This is a genomic window from Hyphomicrobium sp. (assembly GCF_035572195.1).
Lineage (GTDB): Bacteria > Pseudomonadota > Alphaproteobacteria > Rhizobiales > Hyphomicrobiaceae > Hyphomicrobium_B.
In genome coordinates this window covers 1-16,649 of sequence record NZ_DATNBA010000020.1, presented here as the reverse complement: position 1 = coordinate 16,649, position 16,649 = coordinate 1, and the positions used below count along the sequence as shown (strand labels likewise).

Genomic DNA, 16,649 nt, shown 5'->3' with positions numbered 1-16,649 from the left:
GAGCGGGCCGGCGCCGGGCGTGGTGTTTCGGTTTCGACTGAAGCCGCAGGTTGTGATCTGCTGGCAACCGGCGTCACCTTGATCTCTGTCGCCTTGAGATTGAGCGTTGCATAAGGGCGTTTACTGGTGCCGCTTTGCGCGGCGCCCTTGCCCGCGTCTGATTTGTCGTCTGCCATTGGGAGCTAAGACCTCCATACGAAACGCGCGTATGCCACGTAATCCAGGTTAATTCCCGGCAAAAATTCATCGGCTTGTGAGAGCGTGTACCGGCCTTCAGCGCCGGTCGACATCGCCTGTCTTATACCTCGTCCGAGTGTGCCGCGAGACGTTTTACTAGGGCAAGCATTTCCTCGAGGTTAGGACCCGCGGCGACAGAGATGTTTCCTGCGGCAAGTTGCGCTCTCAAAACCCCCGCCACGGCCTCGGACAGGCAAAGATGGTTCATGCCGGAAAGGACCGCTGGCGTCAGAACTTCGCCTGCAATCCGGGCCCATGCTTCGGCCGTTCTGGGGGACATCAATATGACGGCGTCGATGGTCTGGTTCTGGAGCGCTTCAGTGACGGCCGGCGAAAGATTTTCTGCGGCAACGGCGCGGTAGGCCGTTACCGTTTTGACGGTAACGCCTTCTCCCTCCAATGCCGTTTTGAGATCAAAGGCCAAAACGTTGCCCGCAAGGTGAACGAAGGTGCCACCTGTCCTTCGCCCATCGGCGCTGAGAATCGGCACGAGTTCGGCGCCGGTGCCGGGTCCTTCTCGTATGTCCTTGAATCCGAGGTCTCGGGCAAGCGCAGCCGTGCCCGGCCCGACGGCGTAGAGCGGCAACGCCATTGCAGCCCCGAGCGCCGGCGAAGCCGCCAGTGCCTTCAGCGCATTGCGGCTCGTTACGATCAGTGCCGTCGCGCCTGCGATCGCGGAAAGGGGGATCGCCTCGGATACGATGCTAATGAGTGGGGCGAGCGTGGCGCGACAGCCAAGCTGCTCGATCTGCGCCTTGAGCGCTTCGCCGTCGCCTTCGGGCCGCGTGATGAGGACGTGCATCAGGCGCTCGAGCGGGCCAGTACGGCCGCGTCGGCCTTGCTCAGGATTTCGTCTGCAGCAGCGAGGCCGAGTTCGTGCGCCTCATGCGGTGCGCCGGTGCGGGACACGTCATACTTTTTCGTGCCATCGATCGAAAGAATTTGTCCACGAAACCACAGCCGGCCGTCGTCTAGCGCGGCGTGCCCGGCGATCGGCGTACGGCACGAGCCTTCGAGCCGGGCGAGGAACGCGCGTTCGGAGATGACGGCCTGCGCCGTCGCAGCATCGTTCAACGGCTCGACCAGGGCAGCCGTCGTGTCGTCGCCGCCGCGGATTTCGAGACCGATCGCGCCTTGTGCGACGGCCGGCAACATTTCGTCGATCGGCATCGGCGCGGTGATCTGATCCTGCAGTCCGAGCCGCTTCAATCCGGCGACGGCAAGGATGGTCGCGGCGGCGACGCCCTCCTGCAGCTTGCGCAGCCTTGTCTGGACGTTGCCGCGGAAATCGATGACGCGGAGATCCGGCCGAACGTCGAGCAGTTGCGATTTGCGCCTCAGCGATGATGTTCCGACAATGCTGCCGCCGGGAAGGGCGCGGAGGTTGGCGTACTTCAGCGATATGAAGGCATCGCGCGGGTCCTCGCGCGGCAGGACGGCGCCGACGGCCAGCCCGTCAGGCAAGGCGGTCTGCATGTCCTTCATGGAGTGCACGGCGACGTCGATCTCGTTCGCCAGCAGCGCCTCCTCGATTTCCTTGGTAAAGAGGCCTTTGCCGCCGATATCCGACAACGGCCGGTCGGTCACCTGGTCGCCCGTCGTCTTGATGGCTGTGATCGTAATGGCGCCTTCGGGTAGCCCGTGCGCCCGTTGCAGCCTGTCGCGCACTTCATGCGCTTGAGCCATCGCCAAGGGCGAGCCTCTGGTCCCGATGCGGATGCGGGTCGCTTGCAAAAAGGTTTCTCCGGGTGCTAGGCGGGGGCTCTGATCCCGCTGTGCCGAATGTTCGGGCGACATTAATGCTCCAAAGGTGCGCCGATTCCAACCTCGCCCTCTAAGATCCTGAACAGATGACGTTGCAGCCCGGTTTTGCGCGCGAGCCTTTACTGGTTCTCGGCCTCGAGACGAGCTGCGACGAAACGGCCGCGGCAGTTGTCGCGCGCGATCGTTCGGGGTCGGGACGCATACTATCCAACGTCGTGCTCTCGCAATTTGACAAGCACGCGATCTACGGCGGGGTCGTTCCTGAGATTGCCGCTCGTGCCCACACCGAGTGTCTCGATCAACTGATCCGCACTGCCCTGGCACAAGCGCAGATCGGGCTGGACGACCTCGCGGGCATCGCCGCCACAACGGGTCCCGGTCTGATCGGCGGGCTGATTGTCGGCGCGACGACCGGCAAGGCCCTGGCGCTCGCCACCGGCAAGCCATTTCTCGCAATCAATCATCTCGAGGCGCACGCCTTGACAGTCGGCCTGACCGAAGGCCTGCGGCCGCCTTACCTGATGCTGCTCGTTTCGGGCGGCCATACGCAGCTTTTGCTCGTCCAAGCCGTCGGGCGCTACGAGCGGCTCGCGACGACGATCGACGATGCGCTGGGTGAAGCCTTCGATAAGACGGCCAAGCTCCTGGGCCTACCGATGCCCGGCGGTCCGGCCGTCGAGGCGGCGGCGCTCAAGGGCAACCCCAGCAGTTTCAACTTGCCGCGCCCGATGGCCGGCCGCGAAGATCCGAATTTTTCGTTCGCCGGCCTGAAGACGGCGGTACGGCATGCGGCGGCCCGCATCGCGCCGCTATCGGAGCAGGACGTTGCAGATCTCTGCGCCTCGTTCCAGGCGGCGGTTTGCGATGCCGTAGCGGACCGCGTGGCGCTTTCCATGCGTGCCGCCGTGCGGATGTTACCAGAAGGTCGAGACAAGGGCTTCGTCGTCGCCGGTGGTGTCGCTGCGAACAAAGTTTTGCGAACCGCGCTGAAGGGCGTTGCTGAGGATTTCGGGTTCTCGATTTATGCTCCGCCCTTGGAATTGTGCACCGATAACGGCGCGATGATCGCTTGGGCCGGTGCCGAGCGTTTATCCCTTGGCCTCGTTGACGGGCTCGAGGTGCCCGTAAGGCCACGCTGGCCGCTCGATCCGGACGCGGCGCCTGCCACCGGCGCAGGTGTTAAAGCTTAGCGCGGAGCGATCGTCAAAATGGCGTGCTAAGCTCAAGCACGATTCATCGGGGGCCGGCCTTGCAGATCAGAACGGTCAGTGTCATTGGCGGAGGAGCGTGGGGTACGGCGCTCGCGCAATCGCTCGCGCACGGCGGCAACGCGGTGACGCTATGGGCGCGCGAGCCCGAGATCGTCGACGACATCAATGCCCGCAACGTCAACCGCGTATTTCTCCCCGGCATTAGTCTTCATCCAACAATCCACGCGACGGCCGATCTAGCGAAGGCTGCACGATGCGACGCAATGCTGGCCGTCGTGCCGGCGCAGCACATGCGTGGCGTGATGAGCAAACTGGCGCGGCATCTCAGTGCCGACGTTCCCGTCGTCGTCTGTTCGAAAGGCATCGAGCAAAATACAGGCAAGTTCCTCGGCGACATCATCGAGGAAGTGGCGCCCGACGCGCAGCGCGCCGTGCTGACGGGCCCGAGCTTTGCAGCCGATGTGGCGCGGGGCTTGCCCACGGCGTTGACTCTCGCCTGTCATAATGAAGGGCTCGGCCGGGCGCTCTCGGTGGGGCTTTCATCGCGCCAGGTGCGGCTCTACTGGTCAAGCGACGTAATCGGCGCCGAACTCGGCGGCGCGGTGAAGAATGTGCTCGCCATCGCCGCAGGTATCGTCGAGGGCCGTGGCCTCGGTGCCAGCGCCCACGCGGCGATCGTCACGCGCGGTTTCGCGGAACTCCGTCGCTTCGGCGACGCGATGGGCGCAAGACCTGAGACTCTGCTGGGCCTCTCCGGTCTCGGCGATCTCATACTCACCTGCGGGAGTACGCAGTCGCGCAACATGTCGCTCGGCCGCGCATTGGGCGAGGGACGTGGGCTGGCTGAAATTCTCGGCGGCCGATCGGCCGTGACGGAAGGCGTTTATACGTCGGCGGCGCTCGTGCGGCTGGCGCGCGAGAAAGGTGTCGATATGCCGATCGCAGAAGCCGTGCACGGCATCATCGAAGGCCAGCTGACGGTCGAGGAAGCGATTACGGCGCTGATGCAGCGGCCGCTGAAGGCTGAAGATTGAGCGCTGTTCGGTCGACCTTCCACACGCGGAATAAAGAATCCGGGTTCGAGAGCGGCACGGGCGTCAGATATTTTGGCGGATCGCCTTTGACGAGAGCGGTGCGCAGCGAGCCTTTCCAGACTTGGCTCGATGCCGAAGGCCCATCGAGGCCGCGGCAAATGACGATGTAATCGACATTCTCACGTTGCAGTATTGCCGCTGCGGCAGCGGGGTCGTGGGCGGCAAATATCTCGTTGTTGGCGATGATTGCATTGGCGATGCGATGATACGGTGCTGCTAGCGCGCGGTGATGCGTCAGCGCCGCAATGTAAGCGCCGATATCGATGTGAGCGGCGACGAGACCTGACGGCAGATCCGCCAAATCGTGCATGGCGGCAGGTTTGGCGCAGGCATCGGCATCGGTGCGCATGTCTTCGGTGATTATTTTCGGACGGCCAATCGCATTGTCGAGGGCGCCGGAGGCCGCGAGCAGAAGCGATTGGCTCGCCAGTACAAGGGCGGCGAAGCGCACCGTTGTGGCGCTGACCTCTGCGAGGCCTCCGAGACGGCTGATCGCGATTGCAATCGGCACGATCGCGAGAAAGCTTGCGTACGACATGAATTTGTATTGCCAGCAGGCAAAGGCCGTAAACGCTGCCGAGGCAGCGAGCAGGAAGATATCGGCGGGCGTTCGGCTCTTCCAAGCTTGCTGGGTCACTGCCCCAAGGCCGATCAGGTAGAACAGCGTGAGGCCAAGCGACTGGTCGAGGTCTCCGGAGACGAGTTCCGAAAGAATGCTGGAGTTTTCCGCGACGTTGTCGAGCCATACCTTGGTCAGCAGCGGCGGAAGCTGGCCTTTGGGACCGGCCAGGCACTTGGGTTCGAGCATGCCGAAGATCGCAAGGCCTACGCCGGCCGCTGCAGCGATGACGGCGAGGCGTCCGGCCATGGGCCAGTTGCGGCCCGGTCCGACGGCGATGGCGACGCCGGACGTGCCGAACAAGACCAACGCCACCATGTTCAGCGAGATCGCGTCGCAGCGGATGTCCATCCAGCGCGACGGCGCGATCGTTGCGACAAATGCGAGACCGAAGGTCAGCGCTAGTGCGGTGGCAAAAGCCGCCGCAGGTTCTGCAGCGCGGCGGTCGAGAAGACCCCAAAGAGCGACGAAGGCACCGATAGCGACGGCGGGCGCTAAGGCCTCATAGCCGACGGCGACGGCGATGCCGGTCAGAACGCCGGCGATACGCCAGACGTCAGTCTTTTGGGGGTTAGACCAGATCAGAAGCACGGCCGAGACGGCGGCGGCGATCATCACGTTATGATGGTCGATGCGACCGACGGCGAACTGATAATAAGCGAAGGGGCTCATAACGGCGAGCAGCAGAGCCATGCGGCCGGCGCTTTCACCGGCAACCTTGGCGGTCGTCCGATAGACAATCCAAAGAAGCGCGCCGAGCAGCGAAACCGGCCACACGATGTGGGTCAGCCATTCTGCGCTTCGAACCGGCATGACGAGGCTGAAGCCGGCAATCAGAGTCGCGAGAGGCAGGTCGATCAGTCGCGACCAGTGCGATAGCATTCCGGCGTTGCCGCCGAGTTTCATCGTGGTCGTGTCGAACCAGTGGCCCGACGCCAGCAATTCGCGCACCTGGATCAGACGTGTTGCATCATCGGAATCGCCGAGGTTGCCGAACACGCCGGTTCCGCCGACGGACCAGCTCTTGATGGCAATGAATGAAAGTGCGAGCAGCCACCATGCCCAGTTCGGCACGTCCGCGATCCGCGAGGTGAGGCTTCTGGCCTCGGTAGCTTTCAACGCTGCGGAAATCATACGCCCACCCCGGCCAAGCCTCTCGAAGATAGGGCAAGCGCATTAGAGGATCGTAAACTTTAAAGGCTCATGCGGTGAGGAAACACGGCGCGTCGGCCGCTTCCGATTCCCAGCCGATCGATCGCAAACGTCAGTCTTTATTTACCGATCCCTCATAATCTCAACGGCCGGTGGTGTGCCGCGCGAAGAGGCAGCCCATTGCCGCGTTGTCGGGGCCGATCTCAGAGTACGGGCGTATTTCATGTCGCATAGTGAAGTGTTCGTCATCGGTGCCGGCCCTGCCGGGCTCACCGCATCCTACCTGCTGACCAAGCAGGGCATCTCGACGACCATTATCGAAGCCGATCCCAATTATGTCGGCGGCATCAGCCGCACCGCGAATTACAAGGACTTCCTGTTCGACATCGGCGGCCATCGCTTCTTTTCGAGATCGAAAGAGGTTGTCGATTTGTGGAAAGAAATCCTGCCGCAGGATTTCATTACGCGCCCGCGCATGAGCCGCATCTACTACGACGGCAAATACTATTCTTATCCGCTAAAAGCGTTCGAAGCTCTCGGCAATCTCGGCGTCGTCGAAAGCGCGATGTGTGTCCTGTCGTTCATGTACAAGCAGGCCTTCCCGAACGAGAAGCCGGAGACGTTCCACGACTGGGTCGCCAACCAATTCGGCGAGCGGCTGTTCGCAATTTTCTTCAAGACCTACACCGAGAAAGTGTGGGGGATGAGCTGCGATGAAATTTCGGCCGACTGGGCGGCGCAGCGCATCAAGGGCCTCGACCTCTGGTCGGCCATGGCGAACGCGCTGCGTAACTCGGTGAAGCCGAAGGGCTTCGTCGATGGGACGTCGGCCAACGACGGCGAAGTCATCAAGACGCTGATCGAGAGCTTCCAGTACCCGCGCAAGGGTCCGGGCATGATGTGGGACGCCGCGGCGCGCAAAACGCGTGCGCAGGGTGGCAAAATCCACATGGGAACGCGTCTCACGGCACTCAGCCACGACGACAAGCAGGGGCTGTGGACGATCACGGCCCGTAAAGAAACGGGCGAGGAGATGACGTTCACGGCGCGTCACGTCATTTCATCGGCGCCGATCCGCGAACTCGTACATTCTTTCACCGCGAAACCGGCGTGCGCGGCAGCCGCCGATAGGTTGCGCTACCGCGATTTCATCACCGTGGCGCTGGTCGTCAACAAACCCGACCTTTTCCCGGATAACTGGATCTATATCCACGAGCCGAGCGTCAAAGTCGGACGCATCCAGAATTTCCGTTCGTGGTCGCCGGAAATGGTGCCGGACGAGAAACTCGCCTGCCTCGGGCTTGAATACTTCTGCTTCGAAGGTGACGGGCTGTGGGATTCGCCTGACGAGGATCTGCTGGCTCTCGGCCGGAGCGAACTGGCCAAGATCGGCCTCGCCAGAGAAGACGAATGCATCGACGGCTGCGTCGTGCGCCAAAAGAAGGCCTATCCGGTCTACGACGAAGGCTACAAGCGCAACGTCGAGGCGATCCGCACCGAGCTCAGCGAAAAGTATCCGTCGCTGCATCTCGTCGGTCGCAATGGTATGCACAAGTACAACAACCAGGACCACGCGATGATGACGTCGATGCTGACGGTCAAAAACATCGTCGCGGACGAGATGCTCTACGACATCTGGGATGTCAACGAGGACGCGGAGTATCACGAAGCCGGTCATTCCGGCGCCGAGGAAGCGTTGAAAAGCGTCCGCCTAGTTCCGACCCAACTCCGCAAGGCCGGCTAACACATGCAACTTGCCGCGCAGCATTCGGGATCATCGGCCGCAGTCGGGATCGGCTATACGCAGCACAGCTTTGTTCGCCGTTTGGTGCGCCTCATGCCGCAACTGTCGCGCTATGGTGTCGTCAGCATTGCAGCCTTGGCGGCCGATTTCGGCGTTTACATCGCGTTATACTCTGCAGCGGTCGCGGCTTCACTCGCTGGTATCGCCGGGTATGCGGTGGGGATGGTGGTCCATTACTTCCTGTCGTCGCGATTCGTGTTCAAAACCCAAGGCTCGCGTAAGTCGGAGCGCCGCCGGTTTGTCGAGTTTCTGCTGTCGGGATTGGTTGGCATTACGCTGACCGGCTTTATTATTGCGATCGCCACGGGGGCCTTCGGCGTCGCACCGATCGCCGCCAAGATCGTTGCGGCGGCGGTCAGCTTCGCGGCCGTGTTTGCGATACGCCGGTCCGTGGTGTTTGCGGTCTGAAGAAAAATAAATTCATACGACGCGCGCGTTTACGCAAAATCAGCTTCTTCGGGATACCTTCGCAATAACACAACGCGGCTCGATCGCTTCGGTCCTTAGCCGGTCATTAAGTTTTGTGTCGCGTCTGAACCTCCGTGCCTTCTCGGCGCGGAGGTTCTGCTTTTGGGCCGCTTGAGCTAAAGCCGGTTCCGCGTTACGCACAAACCTTCCGTGCGGATTGTTCTCACAATGCAGTATTGGCTGTTTAAATCAGAACCCGACGCGTTCTCGTGGGATGATCTCGTCGCGCGCGGGTCAAAGGGCGAGTCCTGGGATGGTGTGCGCAACTACCAGGCCCGCAACAACATGCGCAAAATGCAAGTCGGCGATCTCGGATTTTTCTACCATTCGAATGAGGGCAAGGAGGTTGTCGGCGTCTGCCGCGTCATCGCAACCGTCCACCCGGAAGCCAAAGACGACACAGGGAAATGGGAGTGCGTCGACGTGGCGGCAGTCACAGCGGTGCCGAAGCCCGTCACGCTCGACGCGGTCAAACTCAATCCGAAGCTCAGTAATATGATGCTTGTCGTGAATTCGCGTCTCTCGGTTCAGCCGGTGACTGCCGACGAGTGGAAGGAAGTTTGCCGAATGGGCGGTCTCGATCCAAAAAAGCTGAAGGGATCATGACCGCTGGGCATCTCGACCTTGCCGATCACAACAGCGTTCTACGTTTCATCACCGAGAACACGAAACTGATTTCGCCGCCGCTGGTGCCGGAAATCCTCCTGCATCTGGCGGCCGAGTCATTGCCGATCTGGCAAAAGACCGAAGACGAACTCGGCGAGATCAACCTGCCGCCGCCCTATTGGGCCTTCGCGTGGGCAGGCGGCCAGGCAGTCGCGCGTTATCTCATCGACCATCCCGACGTCTGTCGGGGTCAGACCGTGCTAGATCTCGGCTCAGGCTCCGGAATTTCAGCCATCGCGGCGGCGAAGACTGGAGCCAACGCGGTGCTCGCCGCCGACATCGACAAGGTCGCACTCGCGGCATGCGCCCTCAATGCTCGGGCCAACGCCGTCTCCTTGGAAACCACGGGCACCGATCTACTCGCTGAACCGCCAGCCGGCGAATGCGTGATCATCATCGGTGATCTCTTTTACGAGCGTCAGCTCGCCGATCGCGTCGTTGCCTACATTGCCGAGGCGAAGGCGCGCGGCAGCGTCATCTACATCGGCGATCCGCAACGAAGCTACTTTCCCGAAGGCCGCTTCACCCGACTTGCCGAATATCAGGTCCCGGTGACGCGCGAACTCGAAGATGCCGAGAGCAAGCGAACGGCTGTCTGGCGCGCATAAGATCGCGGTTAGCCGGCTTTGGTCGCGACCAGCGTGGTCGGGGGCCCAGTTTCGACCTTCGAGCATGTTGTGGACCACCTCTCCTCGCCGCATAATGGCCTGGTGAATGGCTGCAGAGATGGCCAATCCGGAGGAACGCCCGCATGTCCGACAAAGTCTATCCCGTGCCCGCCGAATGGGCGAAACGGGCCTACGTAAACGCTGAATCCTATCAGGCGATGTACGATCGGTCGGTTTCGGACCCGGAGGGCTTCTGGTCGGAAGCCGGACGACGGCTGCAATGGATCAAGCCTTATACCCGCGCCAAGAATACGACGTTCGGTCCGGGCCCGGTCGATATTCGCTGGTTTGAGGACGGCACGATCAACGTTTCGGCGAACTGCATCGATCGCCATCTCGCGACGCGCGGCGATCAGATCGCCATCATCTGGGAAGGCGACAATCCGGATGAAAGTGAGCGCATCACCTACCGGCAACTTTCCGAACGCGTTCAGCGCTTCGCCAACGTCATGAAGAAGCACGGCGTGAAAAAGGGCGATCGTGTCACGATCTATCTGCCGATGATCCCCGAGGCTGCCTACGCGATGCTGGCGTGCACGCGGATCGGCGCCATTCATTCGATCGTGTTCGGAGGGTTCTCTCCGGATAGCCTGCAGAACCGAATCGAGGATGCCGACTCAAAACTCATCATCACGGCCGACGAAGGCCTGCGCGGCGGCAAGCCCGTGCCACTCAAGAAAAACGTCGATGCGGCGCTCGCCAAATGCAAGGGCGGAGAGAAAGTGCTGGTCGTGCGTCGCACCGGAAATCCTGTTCCGTGGACGCCGGGGCGCGATCTGTGGATGCACGACGAGCTACCGACAGTTTCGGCCGAATGCCCCGCAGAAGAAATGAAAGCCGAAGACCCGCTCTTCATTCTTTATACGTCGGGATCGACGGGGAAACCCAAAGGTGTCGTACATACGACGGGCGGCTATCTGCTCTACGCCGCGATGACGCATCATTATGTCTTCGATTATCACGACGGCGATATCTATTGGTGCACGGCTGACGTCGGCTGGGTCACAGGTCACAGCTACATCGTCTATGGGCCACTGGCCAATGGCGCGACGACGCTGATGTTCGAGGGGATTCCGACTTATCCTTCGGCGTCGCGGTTCTGGGATGTCATCGATAAGTGGAAGGTCTCGATCTTCTACACGGCGCCGACGGCCATTCGGGCGCTGATGGGCGCCGGAGATGCGCTGGTCAAACGGACGAGCCGCGCGTCGCTCAGGCTCCTGGGTTCCGTCGGCGAGCCGATCAATCCGGAAGCGTGGGAGTGGTACTATCACGTCATCGGTGAGGGCCGCTGCCCGATCGTCGATACCTGGTGGCAAACCGAGACCGGCGGCATCATGATCTCGCCGCTTCCCGGCGCCATCGCTTTGAAACCCGGTTCGGGAACCAAACCGTTCTTCGGTGTTCAGCCAGCGCTCGTCGATGACAAGGGACAAGTCGTCGAGGGTGCGGGGCAGGGCAATCTGGTGATGCTCGATAGCTGGCCCGGCCAGTCGCGCACGATCTATCGCGATCACGACCGCTTCGAGAAAACCTACTTCACCGCCTATCCCGGGATGTATTTCAGCGGCGACGGCTGCCGGCGCGATACCGACGGCTACTATTGGATCACCGGCCGTGTCGATGATGTCATCAACGTCTCGGGGCACCGCATGGGAACCGCCGAAGTCGAAAGCGCGCTCGTCTCGCATCCGAAAGTTTCGGAAGCCGCTGTTGTGGGCTACCCGCACGACCTCAAGGGGCAAGGGATATACTGCTATATTACTCTGAACTCCGGCGAAAACGGCGACGACACACTGAAGAAGGATCTCGTCTCTCACGTTCGCAAGGAGATCGGCCCGATCGCATCGCCCGATCTCATTCAGTTCTCTCCAGGATTGCCGAAAACGCGCTCGGGAAAAATTATGCGCCGCATCTTGAGGAAGATTGCCGAAGACGACTTCGGAAATCTCGGCGATACATCTACCCTTGCCGACCCGACTGTCGTCGACGAATTGATCAGCAATCGGCAGAACCGCCGAGGCAGCTAAGTGGGCCTTGCATTAGGAACGGCATTCAGAAGTCTGATGTGATGCCGTCCTTTTCCCAGTCGCCGTAGCGGATGGGGTCAGGCCCGTTTCGGCCGCCGACCTCGGGCGGTGCGGCCTCAGTGGCAGCCTTCAAGCGGCGGCGCGCTTCGGCCTCTTCGAGCGCGCGGCGCGCCTCAGGCGTCAGCACCGGGGCAGCCGCTTCGTCATCTGGCGCCGGTTCAGCTTTGGCCTCGATCGGGTTCATGGCAGAGTTCTCGCAATCCATACGGGACCGGCACAGAGGACCGGCACCGGCCCTTGTGCACGGCCCTTTGTACAAACTTTCGGGCACCATATATATGCTCGGCCGGGTGATGCGAGGAGCCCGGTGAGCATCAGGAGTGTGACCGAATGCCCATGAACTATGCCAAGACCGCGCTCCTGCTGGCCGTGCTGACCGCAATCCTCCTCGTGCTCGGCGCCGCCGTCGGCGGCAAGGCCGGTCTCGTCGTGGCATTTGCGGTCGCGCTCGTGATGAATGTCATGAGTCTTTGGAAGTCCGACCAGATCGTGTTGCGGATGTTCAACGCCGAGGAAGTGAGCGAGGCCACCGCGCCCGAGCTTTTCGGGCTCGTTCGCGAGCTTGCCCGGAAGGCCGATCTTCCGATGCCGCGCGTTTATGTGATGAATAATCCGCAGCCCAATGCCTTCGCGACAGGACGCAGTCCGTCACATGCCGCTCTCTGCGCCTCGACGGGACTTCTCGAAGCCTTGAACCGCGAAGAACTCGCCGGCGTTCTGGCGCACGAGCTGGCGCACGTTAAAAGTCGCGACACGCTGACGATGGCGGTCGCCGCGACCATCGGCGGCGCGGTGTCGATGTTTGCACAGTATCTGCAATTCGGCATGTTGTTCGGCGGCGGCCGCAGCGACGATCGCGGCGGCCTGGGAATTTTCGGCACGCTCGCCGCTGTCATCCTGGCGCCGATCGCCGCGGCTCTGGTCCAGATGGCGATCAGCCGCTCGCGCGAATATCAGGCCGACCGTTTGGGGGCGATGATCTGCGGTAACCCGTTGTGGTTGGCATCGGCGCTGAAGAAAATAGACGGGCTTGCGCGCCGTATCCAAAACCCCGAGGCTGAGGCTATACCGGCGGCGGCGCATATGTTCATCATCAACCCTCTTAACGGCCACGGTATCGATAATCTTTTTTCGACGCATCCGAATGTCGAAAATCGCGTCGCCGCGCTCGAGGCGCTGGCGCGTGAGATGCGGGCTTCCGGATCGGCAAGCCTAGGCGACGAAGCGGCAAGATCTGATGGTATGAGCGAACGTCCTGCGAATGAGGGCGGGCGTCCGGGTGAAGTTTGGGTTGGCGGGCAAAACTACACGAAGCCTCCGAGCCCGTGGGGTTGATGTGCCGATTGGTGGTCGTAATGACGTGCGCATAAAATCGGTGTCCGCCCGCGTGACGCACGGTGCTGGCCCATCGGGCGGCCCAGGTCGAACCTCGAGCTCCGATGGGCTCTTGGCTCGCGACGTCGCTGTCTCGGCGCTGTTTTCGGTTCTCGTTGAAAAGCGTCCCTTCGATGACACCTTTGCGAAGGCGGCGTCGTCGCGCGATCTTGCGCCCCGCGATCGTGCGTTCGCGCGGCTGATTGCAACGACGGTGTTGCGCAATCGGGGTTCGCTTCAGGCGGTTCTCAACACGTATCTCGAAAAGCCGCTGCCGGAGCACCAAGGCCGTCTCGAGCAAATCCTGCTGGCTGCCGTGGCGCAGATGCTTTTGCTTCAAACGCCGGCGCATGCCGCTATTTCGCTGGCGGTCGACCAATGCCGCGCCGACAAATTGGCACGGCGTTTCGCCCACCTCGTCAACGCCGTGTTGCGGCGGGCGAGTGAAAGCGGCGGCGGACGCCTTGCCTCGCTCGACAATGTCGCTCTGACTATTCCCGATTGGCTGCTGTCGCGATGGACCCGCGTCTACGGAGCGACAGAGGCCCGACAAATCGCCCGGGCGTCGCTGTCGGAGCCGCCTCTCGATCTGACCGTCAAGTCCGATCCCGAGCACTGGGCCGAGCGTCTCGGCGGTATCGTGTTGCCGAATGGGTCGGTGCGATGCGCCGGCGCCGGCCGCATCGAAGAACTCGAGGGCTACGCCGAGGGCGCCTGGTGGGTTCAGGACGCAGCGGCGGCGTTGCCCGTGAAGCTGTTTGGCGACGTTGCGGGGCTTGACGCGCTCGATCTTTGTGCCGCTCCCGGTGGGAAAGCGGCGCAACTCGCGGCCGGAGGCGCCCACGTCACGGCCGTCGACAAATCGGCCGGGCGGCTCGCGCGGTTGAAGGGCAATTTAGAGCGGCTGGGGCTCACCGCCGAAACCGCGACGGCCGACGCACTGACATTCGCGTCCGACAAAACATTCGACGCCGTGCTTCTCGATACGCCGTGCACCGCGACGGGCACGATCCGCCGCCATCCTGATATTCTGTTTCTGAAACGCGACGATGATGTTCAGGCACTCGCGGGCTTGCAGGCGAAGCTTCTGGCGCACGCGGCGCGCTTCGTGAAGCCGGGCGGGATGCTCGTCTATTGCACCTGCTCGCTGGAGCCCGAAGAAGGCGAAGACCAGATCGCGGCGTTTCTTAAAAACCACAGCGAATTTGCTCGCCAACCGTTTGCGCCGGACGATGTTGCGATCCCGTTCCGGACCGCAAACGGCGATCTCAGAACCCTTCCAACGCATCTCTCAGATTTACCGGAAGGATTTCAGGGTCTCGACGGATTCTACGCCGCAGCACTCACGAGGGCCGGCTGACCGGCGGCTTATCTTGTTAACTGTTTGCTGGTGCGGCGCGCCTTGTTTTGGCACCGATCCACGGCTAGTTCGGATGAGCGTATGCCAAGGCATGCCTGGGACGGGGAAAGCATGTCGAGCCTCAATGTCACGGAACGCTTCAGGATTCGCTCGCTCTCGATCGAGCGGTTGCGGCGCCAGGCCCTGACGCTTGCGGTGTCGTCGCCGTTGCTTCGCTGGCGTTACGCAGGCAATGGGACCGATCAGATATTGATCGTGCCGCAGGAATTGCGCGCTGCAGATCCGAGCTTCTGGAGCGAGATCGCGCACGGCCACTTCGGCCTTGCCTCCGAGATCGCCGATCTCAAAGGCGCCTCGCCATTCCGGGCCGAGCCTCCGAGCCTCGCTTGGGCGCGCAAACTGCATGGCTTTGGCTGGCTGCGCCACCTCGCGGCAACGGAGGATGAAGACGCGGCGGCTGCGGCGCGCGCTTTCGTTCTCGAATGGATCGCGTTGCGGCGGCTCGCACACGGCGTCGCCTACGAGCCGGAGGTCGTCGGACGCCGGCTGATTTCGTGGATCGCGCAGGCGAACATGCTGCTCGAGGATCTCGATGCGCGGTCGTACACGGCGATCATGCAGAGCATCGGTCAGCAGATCGTCACGCTGAAAACGACATGGCGCAATGCGCCAGACGGCATTCCGCGCATCACCTGTCTGATCGCGCTCGTTCTCGCCGATCTCGCCGTCTCCGGTCACGACCGGCAGCTGAAAGAGGCGCAGGTTGCGCTCGTCGAAGAGTTAAAACGCCAAATTTTGAATGACGGAGGTCACGTCAGCCGTAGCGCCAGCGTTCTGGCCGATCTTGTCCTGGACCTTCTGCCGCTTGGCCAGTGTTTTCACTCGCGCGGTCGCAAGGCCCCGGAAGAAATCAGTGTCGCCGTCAAGAAATCCCTGAGTTTCTTGCGTTTCATGCGTCTCGGCAACGGCATGCTGGCGCGCTTTAATGGCGTCAGCACGGGTTCGCCGGCGACGCTTGCAACCGTGCTTGGATATTCGGGTGGCAACTTCGAAGTGATGGCCGCTGCACCAACGTCGGGGTATGCCCGGCTGGAACGCGGACAGACCATCGTCATTGCCGACGTCGGTTCTCCGCCGCCGCTCGAAATCGCGACAGAAGCGCAGGCCGGCGCGCTGTCGTTCGAAATGACATCGCGCCGGTCGCTGATATTTGCCAACGGCGGATTTCCCGGGCCCGCGGACCATGACTGGGATGCGGTTGCGCGTGCCACCGCCAGTCACAACACTTTGTGCCTCGCCGAAACGTCGTCGTCGCATCTGGTCCGCCACATGCAGCTCGAGGCGATGGTCGGCGGACTGCCGATCCGGGGCCCCGATGCCGTCGCGTCGGAGCAGGTCGATGAGGCCGGTCAAGCCGTACTGCATGCGACCCACGATGGTTATCTCAAGCGTTTCGGTCTGTTGCACTCGCGGCGTTTAAAGCTTTCGCCCGCGGGTGACAGGCTCGAAGGCGTCGATGTTCTGGAGCCGCCGAAGGGCAAGCTGCGGCTGAAGCAGGATCTGCCTTATGCAATCCATTTCCATCTGCATCCCGATTGCCGTTGCACGGAAAGCGGACGCGGCACGTGCAGGATCAAGGTTTCGGATGGCCAAGTCTGGATATTCAGTGCCGAGAGCGCCGCGCTCTCGATCGAGGAAAGCCTGTTCTTTGTCGACAGCGCCGGGCCACGGCCGGGCCTGCAAATCGTCATCAGAGGAACGACGTTCGGCGAGACCGAGGTGCGCTGGACCATGCACGCCGAACAGCTTGACGTAACTGCGTAATTTTCGAGACTTGCGGCTCCCACCGTGCGCTGGCTCGGGGCCGTTTCGAAAACGCGCGGCACAATCGCATTGACGCCGGTGCGGTATGGTTTTGCCGCGCACTCCGTGATACCGCCTGCTTCGAACTTGCGGGGTAGACATGGCCGATCAGCGCATTCGTAGAGCCCTCCTTTCGGTCTCCGACAAGACCGGTCTCGTAGCGTTCGCGACCGCCTTGAAAGCGCACGGCATCGAGATCGTCTCGACGGGCGGCACGGCGGCGGCACTGAAGGCGGCCGGTCTCGCCGTCGCTGACGTTTCCGAGTTGACCGGCTTTCC

14 protein-coding genes and 1 pseudogene are annotated in these 16,649 nt (G+C 62.0%); 11 read left to right on the top strand and 4 right to left on the bottom strand.

Annotated elements, in window-relative coordinates; translation table 11 throughout:
* Positions 1-298 precede the first annotated feature (298 nt).
* Both VN623_RS02220 and hemC read right to left on the bottom strand, forming a co-directional pair.
* Positions 299-1,039 (bottom strand): uroporphyrinogen-III synthase, encoded by a 741-nt coding sequence (locus tag VN623_RS02220; RefSeq protein WP_325567673.1) that lies wholly within the window; start codon positions 1,037-1,039, stop codon positions 299-301.
* Positions 1,039-1,971 carry a hydroxymethylbilane synthase gene (hemC, locus tag VN623_RS02215; protein ID WP_325567671.1) on the bottom strand — a complete coding sequence of 311 codons (933 nt, stop codon included), beginning with the start codon at positions 1,969-1,971 and terminating at the stop codon, positions 1,039-1,041. The genes VN623_RS02220 and hemC overlap by 1 nt, the downstream gene beginning before the upstream one ends.
* A 116-nt stretch (positions 1,972-2,087) precedes the next feature.
* Between hemC and tsaD the strand changes: the two genes are divergently transcribed.
* Entirely contained in the window at positions 2,088-3,191 is a 1,104-nt protein-coding gene (gene tsaD, locus VN623_RS02210; protein WP_325567669.1) for a tRNA (adenosine(37)-N6)-threonylcarbamoyltransferase complex transferase subunit TsaD, read from the top strand.
* 59 nt (positions 3,192-3,250) lie between these two features.
* A complete protein-coding gene (locus VN623_RS02205; protein WP_325567667.1) occupies positions 3,251-4,246 on the top strand; it encodes an NAD(P)H-dependent glycerol-3-phosphate dehydrogenase in 996 nt (331 codons plus the stop codon).
* On the opposite strand, the gene VN623_RS02200 is transcribed toward VN623_RS02205, so the two are convergent.
* Entirely contained in the window at positions 4,206-6,059 is a 1,854-nt protein-coding gene (locus VN623_RS02200) for a hypothetical protein (RefSeq protein WP_325567665.1), read from the bottom strand. The two genes, VN623_RS02205 and VN623_RS02200, sit on opposite strands and share 41 nt — an antisense overlap.
* A 241-nt stretch (positions 6,060-6,300) precedes the next feature.
* Here VN623_RS02200 and VN623_RS02195 point away from each other — a divergent pair, with 241 nt between their 5' ends.
* The 5 genes from VN623_RS02195 (at position 6,301) to acs (ending at position 11,713) form a co-directional block, all read left to right on the top strand.
* The gene (locus VN623_RS02195; RefSeq protein WP_325567663.1) at positions 6,301-7,821 is read left to right on the top strand and encodes an NAD(P)/FAD-dependent oxidoreductase; all 1,521 of its coding nucleotides are present in this window, start codon (positions 6,301-6,303) and stop codon (positions 7,819-7,821) included.
* A gap of 3 nt (positions 7,822-7,824) precedes the next feature.
* On the top strand, positions 7,825-8,289 hold the full coding sequence (locus VN623_RS02190) for a GtrA family protein (protein WP_325567661.1): 465 nt from the start codon (positions 7,825-7,827) through the stop codon (positions 8,287-8,289).
* 228 nt (positions 8,290-8,517) lie between these two features.
* Complete coding sequence (locus tag VN623_RS02185; protein WP_325567659.1) at positions 8,518-8,955, top strand: EVE domain-containing protein; 438 nt, start codon at positions 8,518-8,520, stop codon at positions 8,953-8,955.
* Positions 8,952-9,623, top strand: a complete 672-nt coding sequence (locus VN623_RS02180; RefSeq protein WP_325567657.1) for a methyltransferase — start codon at positions 8,952-8,954, stop codon at positions 9,621-9,623. Before VN623_RS02185 ends, VN623_RS02180 begins: the two co-directional genes overlap by 4 nt.
* Positions 9,624-9,766: 143 nt before the next feature.
* Positions 9,767-11,713 carry an acetate--CoA ligase gene (gene acs / locus VN623_RS02175; protein WP_325567655.1) on the top strand — a complete coding sequence of 649 codons (1,947 nt, stop codon included), beginning with the start codon at positions 9,767-9,769 and terminating at the stop codon, positions 11,711-11,713.
* Positions 11,714-11,738: 25 nt separating this feature from the next.
* Here acs and VN623_RS02170 read toward each other — a convergent pair whose 3' ends face one another.
* Positions 11,739-11,957: a DUF1674 domain-containing protein gene (locus VN623_RS02170; protein ID WP_325567653.1), complete on the bottom strand. Its 219-nt coding sequence runs from the start codon at positions 11,955-11,957 to the stop codon at positions 11,739-11,741.
* Between the two features lie 152 nt (positions 11,958-12,109).
* On the opposite strand from VN623_RS02170, the gene htpX reads away from it, so the two are divergent.
* The 4 genes and pseudogenes from htpX to purH all read left to right on the top strand — a co-directional run.
* The gene (htpX, locus tag VN623_RS02165; RefSeq protein WP_414653148.1) at positions 12,110-13,108 is read left to right on the top strand and encodes a zinc metalloprotease HtpX; all 999 of its coding nucleotides are present in this window, start codon (positions 12,110-12,112) and stop codon (positions 13,106-13,108) included.
* Positions 13,109-13,220: 112 nt separating this feature from the next.
* On the top strand, positions 13,221-14,507 hold the full coding sequence (locus tag VN623_RS02160; protein ID WP_325567649.1) for an RsmB/NOP family class I SAM-dependent RNA methyltransferase: 1,287 nt from the start codon (positions 13,221-13,223) through the stop codon (positions 14,505-14,507).
* 111 nt (positions 14,508-14,618) lie between these two features.
* Positions 14,619-16,331, top strand: coding sequence for a heparinase II/III family protein (locus VN623_RS02155; protein WP_325567647.1), 1,713 nt, complete (start codon positions 14,619-14,621; stop codon positions 16,329-16,331).
* A 139-nt stretch (positions 16,332-16,470) separates the two neighbouring features.
* Positions 16,471-16,649: pseudogene (gene purH, locus VN623_RS02150) on the top strand (bifunctional phosphoribosylaminoimidazolecarboxamide formyltransferase/IMP cyclohydrolase); the annotation flags it as partial.

What these genes read in the sequence shown, in the direction of transcription:
- VN623_RS02220 (WP_325567673.1), bottom strand. Translation starts at nt 1,039, where the DNA reads ATGCACGTCCTCATCACGCGGCCCGAAGGCGACGGCGAAGCGCTCAAG.
- tsaD (WP_325567669.1), top strand. Translation starts at nt 2,088, where the DNA reads ATGACGTTGCAGCCCGGTTTTGCGCGCGAGCCTTTACTGGTTCTCGGC.
- VN623_RS02200 (WP_325567665.1), bottom strand. Translation starts at nt 6,059, where the DNA reads ATGATTTCCGCAGCGTTGAAAGCTACCGAGGCCAGAAGCCTCACCTCG.
- VN623_RS02195 (WP_325567663.1), top strand. Translation starts at nt 6,301, where the DNA reads ATGTCGCATAGTGAAGTGTTCGTCATCGGTGCCGGCCCTGCCGGGCTC.
- VN623_RS02190 (WP_325567661.1), top strand. Translation starts at nt 7,825, where the DNA reads ATGCAACTTGCCGCGCAGCATTCGGGATCATCGGCCGCAGTCGGGATC.
- VN623_RS02185 (WP_325567659.1), top strand. Translation starts at nt 8,518, where the DNA reads ATGCAGTATTGGCTGTTTAAATCAGAACCCGACGCGTTCTCGTGGGAT.
- VN623_RS02180 (WP_325567657.1), top strand. Translation starts at nt 8,952, where the DNA reads ATGACCGCTGGGCATCTCGACCTTGCCGATCACAACAGCGTTCTACGT.
- acs (WP_325567655.1), top strand. Translation starts at nt 9,767, where the DNA reads ATGTCCGACAAAGTCTATCCCGTGCCCGCCGAATGGGCGAAACGGGCC.
- VN623_RS02170 (WP_325567653.1), bottom strand. Translation starts at nt 11,957, where the DNA reads ATGAACCCGATCGAGGCCAAAGCTGAACCGGCGCCAGATGACGAAGCG.
- htpX (WP_414653148.1), top strand. Translation starts at nt 12,110, where the DNA reads ATGAACTATGCCAAGACCGCGCTCCTGCTGGCCGTGCTGACCGCAATC.
- VN623_RS02155 (WP_325567647.1), top strand. Translation starts at nt 14,619, where the DNA reads ATGTCGAGCCTCAATGTCACGGAACGCTTCAGGATTCGCTCGCTCTCG.